10 protein-coding genes and 1 tRNA gene are annotated in these 11457 nt (G+C 65.8%); 4 read left to right on the top strand and 7 right to left on the bottom strand.

From position 1 onward, the window contains the following. Positions 1–146: 146 nt before the first annotated feature. Entirely contained in the window at positions 147–1457 is a 1311-nt protein-coding gene (locus tag GD1_RS11090) for an ISL3 family transposase (RefSeq protein ID WP_059037050.1), read from the top strand. Position 1458: 1 nt separating this feature from the next. Here the strand turns inward: GD1_RS11090 and GD1_RS11085 are convergent, their stop codons facing one another. The 5 genes from GD1_RS11085 to GD1_RS25640 all read right to left on the bottom strand — a co-directional run bounded on the left by GD1_RS11085 (position 1459) and on the right by GD1_RS25640 (position 6385). Next, on the bottom strand, positions 1459–2469 hold the full coding sequence (locus GD1_RS11085) for an HK97 family phage prohead protease (RefSeq protein WP_162128904.1): 1011 nt from the start codon (positions 2467–2469) through the stop codon (positions 1459–1461). 122 nt (positions 2470–2591) lie between these two features. After that, the gene (locus tag GD1_RS11080; protein ID WP_059037048.1) at positions 2592–2846 is read right to left on the bottom strand and encodes a hypothetical protein; all 255 of its coding nucleotides are present in this window, start codon (positions 2844–2846) and stop codon (positions 2592–2594) included. Then, positions 2843–3085 carry a hypothetical protein gene (locus GD1_RS11075; protein WP_059037047.1) on the bottom strand — a complete coding sequence of 81 codons (243 nt, stop codon included), beginning with the start codon at positions 3083–3085 and terminating at the stop codon, positions 2843–2845. Before GD1_RS11075 ends, GD1_RS11080 begins: the two co-directional genes overlap by 4 nt. 1237 nt (positions 3086–4322) lie before the next feature. Next, complete coding sequence (locus tag GD1_RS11070; RefSeq protein WP_162128903.1) at positions 4323–5999, bottom strand: AAA family ATPase; 1677 nt, start codon at positions 5997–5999, stop codon at positions 4323–4325. Between the two features lie 173 nt (positions 6000–6172). Next, complete coding sequence (locus GD1_RS25640) at positions 6173–6385, bottom strand: helix-turn-helix transcriptional regulator (protein WP_059037045.1); 213 nt, start codon at positions 6383–6385, stop codon at positions 6173–6175. Positions 6386–6438: 53 nt separating this feature from the next. On the opposite strand from GD1_RS25640, the gene GD1_RS11060 reads away from it, so the two are divergent. Together GD1_RS11060 and GD1_RS11055 are read left to right on the top strand one after the other, a co-directional pair. Beyond that, positions 6439–7056, top strand: a complete 618-nt coding sequence (locus tag GD1_RS11060) for a hypothetical protein (protein ID WP_059037044.1) — start codon at positions 6439–6441, stop codon at positions 7054–7056. After that, a complete protein-coding gene (locus GD1_RS11055; protein WP_059037043.1) occupies positions 7053–8207 on the top strand; it encodes a site-specific integrase in 1155 nt (384 codons plus the stop codon). The genes GD1_RS11060 and GD1_RS11055 overlap by 4 nt, the downstream gene beginning before the upstream one ends. 91 nt (positions 8208–8298) lie before the next feature. Here the strand turns inward: GD1_RS11055 and GD1_RS11050 are convergent. Beyond that, positions 8299–8371, bottom strand: a tRNA-Ala gene (locus GD1_RS11050). 124 nt (positions 8372–8495) lie between these two features. After that, entirely contained in the window at positions 8496–9239 is a 744-nt protein-coding gene (locus GD1_RS11045; RefSeq protein ID WP_174519041.1) for a DsbA family protein, read from the bottom strand. A gap of 483 nt (positions 9240–9722) precedes the next feature. Here GD1_RS11045 and GD1_RS11040 point away from each other — a divergent pair, with 483 nt between their 5' ends. Continuing rightward, positions 9723–11438 carry a flavin-containing monooxygenase gene (locus GD1_RS11040; protein WP_059037042.1) on the top strand — a complete coding sequence of 572 codons (1716 nt, stop codon included), beginning with the start codon at positions 9723–9725 and terminating at the stop codon, positions 11436–11438. Positions 11439–11457 lie beyond the last annotated feature (19 nt).

Here is an 11457-nt window from a genome sequence, read left to right as displayed (position 1 = left end):
GGCTCTTCCTGATTGAGAGTGCCCGAATGGGTGTGCGAGTCCACTAGATGTAGGTCCGATTCGGTGGTGAGCCGCTGGGCTCGTGGCGGGTCCTGTGGTGTGAAGATGAAAGCTCTCACACACCCATCCGAACACCAACAGGACCCATGACGCAGCGTAGCGCTATTGCCGACACGATTTGCCGCACGATCGAACTCGGCGTCACGATCACCGATGCCGCCATCGACGGCGAGGACCGTACCCACTTGTTTTGCCAGCTCCTGGACCCGAAGAACACCTGCCCGACGTGCGGGCAGGCGGGTCGGCTGCGTGATCATGTCGACCGTGAGGTCGCCGATCTGCCCATCGTCGGGCATCCGACCCGGCTGCACCTGTCGGTGCCGCGCTATGTGTGTGCCGCCACCGACTGCACGACGTCGGTGTTTCGTGCCGACATCAGCGCCATCGTGGCGCCGAGGGCGCAGGTCACCCGCCGCACCACCACCTGGATCATGCGAGCGATGATCAGCGACAAGATGAGTGTGAAGGCCGTCGCGGCTGCGGTCGGGTTGAGCTGGAACACCGTCAACACCCTCGCCCTGGCCGCGGTCAAGAAGCTGGCTGCTGCACCGGCCCGGTTGGCCGGTGTGCGGGTCCTCGGGGTCGATGAGCACAAGTGGAAACACGTTCGCGGCAAGGGTGATCCGAATTTCGTGACCGTCCTGGTCGATCTCACCCCGATCGTGGATGGAACCGGCCCGGCCCGGTTGCTGGATATGGTCGCCGGCCGCTCCAAAGCCGCGCTCAAAGACTGGCTCGGCGCGCGGGATCAGGGGTTCCGCGACCGGATTCGGGTGGTCACGATGGACGGGTTCACCGGGTATCGCACCGCCACTGCCGAAGCCCTCGACAAGGCGCGTGTGGTGATGGACCCCTTCCACGTCGTGCATCTGGCAGCGGAGAAATTGACCTTGTGTCGTCAACGCGTGCAACAAGATACGTGCGGGCATCGCGGTCGATCCGGGGATCCGCTCTACGGCATCCGTCGCACCTTGTTGACCCGGATCGGGTTGCTCACCGACAAGCAGAAGACTCGGCTGCGCGGCGGCCTCGATGCCCGCGAGGAGCACGTGGCCGTTGCGGTCACCTACGCGATCTACCAGGAGTTGATCGATGCCTACGAGCAACCCACCAAGCGGGACAGCAAGATCGCAATGTACAAGCTGCTCAAGAAGATCAAGACCGGCGTGCCCGCCGGACTATCAGAGCTGGCCCAACTCGGGCGTTCGTTGTGGTCACGACGGGCCGAGATCCTCGCCTACTTCGATACCGGCGCCTCCAACGGCCCAGTCGAAGCCATCAACGGGCGCCTCGAGCATCTGCGCGGCATCGCCCTCGGGTTCCGTAACCTCACCCACTACATCTTGCGGTCACTCATCCACTCCGGCCAACTCGCAGAAAGCCTGCGCGCACTCTGAATTAGGAAGAGCCGGTTTCGTTCATGGCGGGGGCCTCCTTGGTGGCCTTGGTATGGGTGGTCTTGCTGGCGTCGAACTTGACGAGGCGTTCGCTCGGGTTCTGCTCGGTGCCCCAACGCTGCTCGAAGTCCTCGGCGGTGACGGCCTTGGTCGAAATGACGTCGCGGTAGAACTGGGTCCCAAGCCGCTGGGCGGGCGTGTAGCTCCGCCATTCCTCGATCTCGGTCTTGGTGATCCGGGCGTTTCGGTGGTGTCGCTCGACGGACTTGGCCTCGTCCTCGGACAAGTCGCGGCCCTCGCTCTCGGCGGCGTCGATCAGTTCCTTGGCCGACGCCAGAGCGTTCTCCAGGTAATCCACGAGCCGCTCACCGAGCGTCTGGTCGAGATCCTCGGGCTCGTCGGCCTTGTCGTCGGTCTCGTCGGCCGCGACGAACTCGGCCGCAGCAGCACGGGCCTTGACCAGTCGAGAGGTCCCGGACTTGTCCGACGCCTCTCCCGACTTCACCGCGCCGATGAGTGCTCGGTCGTTCGCCGGTCGAGAGACGATCGAGATCTCGGCCAGGTCGAGGTCGAGTAGCTCGTTCGCGCCGTCGGCGCTCTTGCGCTGGTCTCGCACCGAGTAACCGATCGAGAGCGCTCCCACGCGGCGGGCCTTCACCTGCCTGTAGGCCGCCTGTCCGGCGTCGGTGTCCATGTCGAACTGTCCAACGATCTTGAGCCCTTCGTCGGTCTCCTCGGCGGACTTGACCTCACCGACGAACGCGCGAGGGTCCTTGCTCTGGTGTTCCCAGATGAGGGGCGTCACGCGGCCGGAGTCCAGGCTCTTGCTGAACGCTCCACGCCGGACGATATCGCCCTGGTGGTCGAGGTGGTCGAATACCGAGGCGAAGCCCTCGAACTGGCCTTCACCGAGGCCGCTGGTCTTGATTCCCGTCAGAGCGACGGTCTTGTGCTTGGTATGCACGGGATAACCCTCCTTGAGGGATGAGAAATGGAGTGAATCAACGAACACGAAATATGAACTCCCCCTGGGAGTTTCGTGTCGGATAGCGTTCGCGGTCGGACTACGCGGGCCGTCCCGCTGGGACGATGGCGGCCGATCTGGCGACGTGCTCCGACACTGATGTTACCGGGTCACGCGGCCTGGAGGCGGTAGCCGACGACGGCGAGTAGCCAACGATCGTCACCGGCGTTGGACTCGCGGAACTCCCGTCGAGATCCGTCAGCGTCGAGCACGGTCACCAACGCCGTTCGGTCGCGGTGCCGGGTTATGACGATCTCGCCGCCGTCGTCGGCGCGGTAGGTGCTGTGCCAATGCCGTTTACCGCCTCGTCCGGTCGTGTGGCTCTCCTCGATCAGACGAGCGCCGACGATCTCGGGCGCGCTCATCGACCGGCCTCCCCGGCGAGCGCGTCGAGGTGAGCCGAGGCCATCGCCACCACTCGCTCGGCTGGCAGGTGGTCCGCGAGGACCGTGGCCAGGACACCGGCGAGACGGCCGCCCAGGCCCGCCCGCTCGGCCTCGTCGGTGATTCTGGCGAGGTTCTCGCGGTCGCCGTCCTGTGCCGCGAGGATGATCCGAGCGACCAGCGCGGCGAGACGGTCGGCGTCGGGAGATGGCTTGCTCATAGCGAATGCTCCTTGTTGATATTGGTGGTCATTTTCAGTAGCGGAATATGCGCTGGTCAGAGGTCCGCGTTTTTCAAACGCCAGGTAACCGGCGGAGCTGGGAAAGAGGTCGCGAGTTCGTGGCACCGACCCCCCTGGGCCTAGACGACCCGCTCGAACACGGGTCAAGTGTCGGGCGACCCGCGAGGACGACGAGCGTGGTGGTGACCGCAGCTACGGACCGCGCCGCCGGTGAGTCGTGCCGTCGCCACGAGCCGAGCACGACCGCAGTCACACTCACACCGCCACCGCCGACGCCCGCCATCCCAGCCGGTGGCCACGAGATCCCCGAACCGGCGGCCGACGAGATCGACGCGAGGCGCGACGGTCGGCGGGTCAAGCTCGTCAGCTCGCCATCGGCGGAGATAGCAGCGGGAGCAGAGCCCACGCGCCGAGACCGTGCGGTCGCATTGCTCGATCGAGCACGTTGTCGCACTCATCGTCTGCGCCGGTTCCGTCGTCGCTTGCGATTGATCGACGGCCGGACCTTGGACCGTGCGCCGCGCCGCTGCGCTGGCCGCTGGGCCTCGATCCCGCTCTCGGGCTCCCCGGGTGCCGGAGCAGGAGCAGCACGCCGCCGAGGCCCACGCCAGCGCATAGCACCGGCGATCGAGGTACTCGCGGCCGTCGGTCCGGTCACACGGTTGCCTGGGATCGAGGTCGCCCAGGCCCAGCAGGAGGAGCGGACCGGGCAACCGATACACAGCGCCTCGACGGCTCGCTCTCGGTCAAGAGCCGTACGGAAGCCGAGCGCCTCGGCCGTGCGATCGGGGTCGAACAGCGGACCACGACCGACACAGGCGGCACCGCGCAGATCTGCCGATCCGGCGACAATCGCCGCGATGAGCGCGACAGGTCCCTCGTGGGCAGTCTTGCCGTGGATTGCTTGTGGCCTACCCACGCGGTGCTCCTTGCTCGGGTAGCCCATGCCGCCCGTTGGGTTGGTGGTTGGTTTGGAGTTCTGTTCGTCTGCTCGCGCCAGTTCGCCCACTTCGCCAACCGCTGGCCCCCTCCCTACGGGAGAGGGGGGACCGGCGGCGAGGTCGATGGCGAGGTCGATGGCGAGGTGCGGCGAGGTGGTGGTGTTTATGGCGTTGATGCTGGTGAGAGTCGGTTTTGACCTCGCCGCCTGACCTCGCCGCCTGACCTCGCCGTGACCTCGCGGCGAGGTGGGGCCTTGGCGAGGTCGTTGGCGAGGTCACGACGGGCTCGCCAAGCGGTAGAGAATGGCCCCTCGGTCGCCGTTGGTCTCGGTGAAAGTGCCGTCGTCCACGAGCGAGGCGTAGGCGTCTCGAACCGCTCGACGCGGTGCCAGGCCAGCGGCCTTGGCGAGGTCCTCTAGCCGCTTCTGGCTCACCGGCCCCGAGTCGGTGACGATGGCTACCACCACCGACCGCGCGGCCTCCAGCTTGGCGCTGGCCTCCTCGGCGGCGTCGGCCTCCCGCTTAGCGGCCCGTTGCTCGTGCAGCTCCGTCACGGTCGAGTCCTGGACCTCGGGCTCCTCGTGGACGACTACCGGCGCTGTCGGGTAGACGGCGTGATCGACGGCCACCTCTGCCAGGCGCAGTTCACGAGGCGCAGCTCGTGGGAAACTGCGTTGCTTGGCCGTCGTCAGGTGGAGCCGGTTCCCTTTGGCCGACAAGCGGAATACCGACTCGGCGCTGTCCTCCCACGTTCCCGATCCGCGCCCCTGGGCACCTTGTCGCCCTGGATGATGAAGGATGAGGGTCGCCGCGCCGGTGAGCTGGCGAATCCGCTGGAGCTTGGCCTGGGTGGCGGTCGCGGCCGACGTCGCGTTCTCGTCAGTGCTGGACTGGTGAGCGGTCAACGTGTCGATGATGATGAGGTCAGGGTCGAAACGCGCCAGGGCGGTCGTCAGGGCGTCCCACGCGGGTGACTGGAAGTGCGGCGAGGGGTCCACCACCTTGAACCATCCCCGTATGTCGTCCCACGTCTTGCCGTGGTGGTTGAGCCAGGCGTCCACCCGGACCCGGAAGGCGTCCCCTCCGCCCTCACCGACCAGGTACGCCACGCGGCCGCGCGTGGTGTAGTCCGATCCCCACGGCGTCCCCGTCGATATGCACAGACCCATATCCGTAGCCACGGCCGTCTTGCCGGTGTTGTTCGGAGCCGTGAACATCGCACTAGTACCGCTGACGAGGTGACCGGCGATCAGCGCTTTCACTGGTCGGCTGGTGACCTCATCGGCGTCAGACAACGCCACGACCGTCCCGCCAGTGGCGGCGAGCTTCTCGGCCTCGAATCGGTCGGAGGCGTCGGCGCTGGTCCGTCGGCGTACCAACGCCGCCCGCTCCCGGGCCTCGGCTACGGTGCGGCCGGTGAACAGCTTCTTACGGTCACGATCGACCAGTGGCTCCAGCGGCGTGATCGGGTAGGCCCCCAGCGGTGGCCCGGTGGGGTCCACGATGTGCAGGTGCATATCGGGATTACGGTCGTCGGGGTCGGCACCTCCGCTCACCGTCGCCTCACGAGCCAGCTCGTCCAGAACCTCGGGGTCGGTCAACGGCTGATCGAGCGGACCCGATAGCCCGCCGGTCAGGTCGTCCGAGGCGACGACGACGTGGATCTCGTGGCCCGCGTACCGCGACCACTCGATCCCGAGCGGGTTCGCGCCGGATCGGTTGACGATCTTTCGATCGGGCACCGAGTCGAACGGGGTCGCGTCGCGGCGGGTTAGGTTGACCCACACCACCGGGTCGTCGTGCTTGGTGGTCGATCCGTGAGCCGTTACCCTGGGCTTACTCGCTTTTGAGTTGGCTGAGTGATCGGTGGCGACGGTTTGGCGGACCATCTCATCGAGCAGATCGGGAGTGCCGTCGGACAGTGTTCCGACGGTGCTTTCGTTTCTGGACACGCTAGGTCTCCTGTTTCTCAGATAGGTTGTGCCGCAAAGGCATTGGCGTGTCCTATGCATGTGGGTTGGTAGTCAGAAGTGGCGCGGCCGACGCCCCGCGAGGGAACCGAGGGCGGTCCCGACTGGCCAGGCCGCGAGCGCGACGAGCACGAGGGCGAACACGACGGCCGCGCTCATGCGTCCACGCCCAGCATTGCGAGCAACTTGGCCGACGGCACGCGTACCCGGCGAGGGCCGAGGTGGATTACCGGGAGCCGACCCTCTCGGGCCATGAGGTAGGCGTAGGCCCGCGAGACGCCGAGGTACTCCCCGGCGCGCTCGACCGAGACCGTCGGAATGGTGCGGAGTTCGTTTATGTCCAGTGGCGCATGGCGTTGTGTTTTCATGACTCAAGCGTGGGCTATTGATTGCGAAGTGTCGAGTACGTTAAGCTATCAACATGCGCACACACCGAGAAGAGAAGCGAACCGGCGACGTGATCCACGTAGACCGGGTGGAGGGATCTCCCGGCGACCTCGCCGGTATCCGCGTGACCCTCCACGGCCACGATCACCAGTACGTCGTCGGCGTCGTCACCGGGAAAGGCGGGCCGCGTCTGGTGGACCTCCAGATCCGCTCCGAGACCGACGCCGCGATTTCGCCAGAAACGTTGCGCGCCATACCCTCCCGACGCCTAGCACACGCGGCGGCGAAGTTCGCGTATACGCACGACGGCAAGTTCGGGACGCCACTCCTCGACGTCGGGACTCAAACAGCCTTGGAGCATATGGACGATCCCGCCGAGGCCGACGCCGAGTATCGACGTCTCGCGTCGGCCGCTAAGCAACGTCCCGAGGAGCGGACCGCCCGAGGCAAACTCCCCGACTCGCACTTTCAGGAGGTGGCCCAGCGCGTAAGGGCGGCCGTCGTCGCCGGGTTCCCGGTCCGGGAGACCGTCGCCGGTGACATGCATACCACCGTGCCGACCCTGGACCGCTGGATACGCAAGGCCAAGGATCTCGGCTACCTGGACGAGGACGAGCTTCCCCGACGCAAGAATCCGGAGAACAACCGATGAACGAGGAGAAGCGGACCCGCCGGTCCGAGCCGATCACCCGACGCACGGCCAAGAACGGCACCGTGAGCTACGAGTTCCGCGCCGACGTCGGCGTGAAGCCAGACGGGAGCCGGGACCGGCGTCGGTTCACCTATCGCACGCTGACCGAGGCCCGTAAGGAGTACAGAAGGATAACTACCGAGGTGACTTCGGGCTCCTACGTCGGCCGCTCTCGTGTCACGGTGGCCGAGCACGTCGAGGCATGGCTGGCAGGCAAGCGCGATATCCGGCCGAATACGTTGCGCAACTACACCGACGCCGCGAAGCCGATCGTCCGCGAACTCGGCGGCCTGGAACTCCAGAAGTTGACCAAGGCGCATATAGACAAGTTCCTCGGCGGGCTCACCCGGCGCGACGGGCGGCCGTATTCTGCCGACTCGGCCCGGTTGGTTCTCGCCGTGCTCCGACAGGTGACCAAGGACGCGCACCGACAGGGGATCATCGCCCGCGACCCGGCCGAGTTCGTGGAGCCGCCCAAGGCCAAGCGTCGCACCTCCGAGGACCTCGACGTCTGGACGCGCGAGGAGGCCAACCTGTTCCGCAAACACGCGGCCGAGGACCGCTTGGCGGCGTGCTGGCTCCTTACGCTGTGCGGGCTCCGCCGGTCCGAGGTGCTCGGTCTCCGCTGGAAAGACGTGGATCTCGACGCGGGGACGATCACCGTCGCCCAGGGGCGCGTCGAAGTCACCGCGACGTTCATCGACACCGCCGAGCCAAAGACGGCACGCGGGTACCGCACCCTACCGATCTCGGGCGAGATCACCGAGGCACTGCGAGCCCTACGCGTCGCCCAGTCGGCCGAGCGGGTGGAGATGGGCGGCGGGTACGTCGAGACGGGACTCGTCTCGGTGGAGGCCGACGGGACCGCGACGCTGCCACGGACGTACTCGGATCGGTTCCGGCGATTGGCGGCGTCCGCTGGAGTCCCGGCCATCACGCTCCGCAACGTGCGACATACGTCGGTGTCGGTGATGTTGGACGCCGGTATCCCGCCGACGGTGGTCGCCGCCTGGCATGGGCACGACCCGAGAATGACCGTCTCGGTGTACGGCCGGACCTACGACGACTCGCTCAAGTCGGCCGGGGCGGCATTGTTCGGGACGTCGGCGTAGGCCGCGACTCACTGGGACACTCTTGGGACACTGGCCTCGGCGACGAAAAAGCCAGGCCCGAGGATTTACCCTCTGACCTGGCTTTATTCTGTGGAGCTAAGGGGACTCGAACCCCTGACCCCCACACTGCCAGTGTGGTGCGCTACCAGCTGCGCCATAGCCCCTTGTCAACTTCTTGTTTGCCCTCTCTGCGGGCAAGAGAAAAGTTACACCACCGTCGTTACGGGTACCAAATCGCCTGGTCAGGGGGCTGCAGCCGAAAACGGTCGCTGCACGGCTGCGCCGCGATCACTTGGTCTCCTTGGTGAGGATCTCGGTCAGCCAGCCCGGGCCGTCCAGGATGCCGGGAACCGGCTCGCCGTTCAGCAGGACCGTGGGGGTCGCGGCAGGGCCCTCGAGTGCCTTGGTGAGCTGATTGCGGGAGATCTCTGCGGCCTCGTCGGCTTCGGCGACCATCGCGCCGGTCGAGATGCACTGCTGGGTGGCCGGGGTGGCGCCCTGGGCCGCGGCGATCTGGGCCAGCTGGGCGTTGGAGTGGTCGGAGGAACCGTTCTCCTCCGGCTGGTCGTCGAACAGGGCGGTGTGGAAGCGGAAGAACACCGCGGGGTCCTTGGCGGCGCCCACACATTGCAGTGCGCCGGCGGCTCGGGACGAGTAGTCGCCCGACGAGGACATGCGGTTGAGGAAGGTCAGCATGTGATATCGGACACGCAGGGTGCCCGCGTTCACGGCGTCGACGATCGCCTGCCCGGACTTGGATTCGAATTCCTTGCAGGCGGGGCACATGAAGTCCTCGAACACGTCGATCGTGGTCGGCGCGGCCGGCTCGCCGACGATGAGTGCGGCGTTCTCGTTGAGCACCTTCTCGCTGACCTCGCCCCGATCGGGCTTGTTCGCGTTCCACACGAAGCCGCCGATCACGAGTGCCGCCACGATCACGACAGCTGCGCCGATGAGCACATATGTCGCCCTGCTGGACGTCGCACGTGGTTGGTGGCGCGACGCGCCCGATGATTTCCGCCGGTCAGTCACCCGCTCGACTCTAATGTGTGTCGGCCGCGTGGATGGTCGGCGGGCGGAGTGCCCACCGGGCGGTGCGTGGGAGAGCCGTCGGCGGCGAACGTCTGCGGTCGGGGAGTGGCGCCGGGCCGGTCCTCGCGGCCGTGCATTCGGGGCCGCTGTTCGCAGCGAATCTGTGGAGTTGCTGCCAATGTGCTGAACAAAAGTGACCCGACAAAAGTTAGTCAGACCTAATGGATCGGAACCGGACGCATTTCCGGGAATCCGAGGTCGGGCGGCGAGCGGGCATGAATTACGTGTGTTTTGTCTGATTTACGCGATACAGAAGTAGACATATAGCTTTGGTATGCCTACCCTTACCACTCGCTGGTTCGAGCGATCTCGGGCCGCTGACCGACCCGCTATCCGATGCCGGTGCGACGCCTTCGACGACGCCGCCGACAACCGAGCGGGCGGGCACTCACCACTTGGGCTTGTTCATGTTCGGAGGAATTCATGAAGGTGTGTGTCGTCGGAGCGGGCCCGTGCGGCCTGACGACCATCAAACAGCTGCTCGACGAAGGGCATGAGGTGGTCTGCTTCGACAAGAATGCGGATATCGGCGGTCTGTGGCTGAGGCACAACGGCGACGACGAACAGATGAAGGCATACGACAACCTTCACCTCACCATCTCGATGAAGCTGATGGCCTATTCCGACCATCCGTTCTCCGGCGACCGGGTCTTCTACACGCGCAAACAGTATTTCCGGTACCTCGCCGAATACGCCGACCGCTTCGGGCTCCGTCCGGCGATCCGATTCGGCAGCCAGGTCACCGACGTCCGACGGGACTCCGGCGGGTGGGCGGTGACCGTGCGTCACGACGGCGTCGAATCGCAGGAGACCTTCGACGCGGTGGCGGTCTGCTCCGGACCGTTCAAGACACCCAACCGGGCGATCCCCGAGATCAAGGGCTTCACCGGCGAGATCGTGCATTCCTCGGAATACCGGAACAACAAGCGATTCCAGGGCAAGAAGGTGCTCATCGTCGGACTCGCCGAGTCCGGGGCCGACATCGTCCGGGAGATCGGAGACGTCGCCGACACCGCCACGTTGTCCATCCGGTCGCGGGCCTATCTGCTGCCGCGGGTGTTCAACAGCACCAGGACCACCGACCACGGCACCATCCGGTCCCATCACCACGAGATGCTCCGTCGGGCAACCGATTACCCATTCGCCTACGAATCGTTCTGGGGCCGCACCACGATTGCCGAGGTGGTCTTCACCGTGGTGTCGATCATCTACGGGATCGCCACGACCGCGCTCGGCGCGCTTCGGGTCCTCACGGAGAAGATGGTTCCCGGCCGGCGTCCGGCCGCGCCCACCGTCAACCCGTTCGGACAACCCGCACACCCGCCCCAGCTCGACATCGACACCCCGCACACCGACGAGAACTGGGACTTCATCCGGACCTGGAACCGGAAATCGCATCCCGACGGCAGCTGGGCCCAACGCAGCATCTTCAGCAAGAACGTCAGCTTCGTCCCGAGCATCACCAGCGGCAAGGTCTTGTTGAACGACTCGGGAATCGCCGATGCGGACGGCACCACGGTGCGGTTCCAGGACGGAACGGCCGCCGAATTCGACACCATCGTGTTGTGTACCGGATTCAGCACCGACGAGATCTCGATCGGTGAACTGCGGGTCCGGGACGGCAATGTGCGCAACCTGTACAAGCATTTCCTGCACCCCGACCACCAGGGCACCGTCGCATTCATCGGCTTCGTCCGGCCCTTCTCCGGTGGCATTCCGATCTGTGCGGAAATGCAGGCCCGCTACTTCGCGCAGGTGTGCAGTGGGACGCTGAGGGTTCCGCGGAACATCGACGAGGTGATCGACCGCGAGAAGAAATGGGAGGAGCACTGGACCGCGCTGAGTCCCCGACACACCGAGTCGATCCCGTCGAACATCGTCTACCTCGATTCGCTCGCACGAGAAATCGGTTGTCTGGTGCCGATGTGGCGGATGATCCTGAACCCCAAACTCTTCATCCAACTCTGGTTCGGCCCGTTCAACCAGGCCGGCTACCGAATCGTCGGACCGCATGCCCTCGGCCGTTCGGCCGTCGACGACCTGTACTCCGAGCTCGTCGACAACCGACGCGAGATGGCATTGCGGATGTCGCTGCTGCAGCTGATGCCGTCGCATGTGCACCCCGAGCACATGATGTGAGCCCACACCGGCCGACGGC

The sequence above is a fragment of the Gordonia desulfuricans NBRC 100010 genome (genome assembly GCF_001485495.1).
GTDB classification, from domain to species: Bacteria; Actinomycetota; Actinomycetes; order Mycobacteriales; family Mycobacteriaceae; genus Gordonia; species Gordonia desulfuricans.
This window is presented reverse-complemented; position numbering and strand designations above follow the sequence as displayed.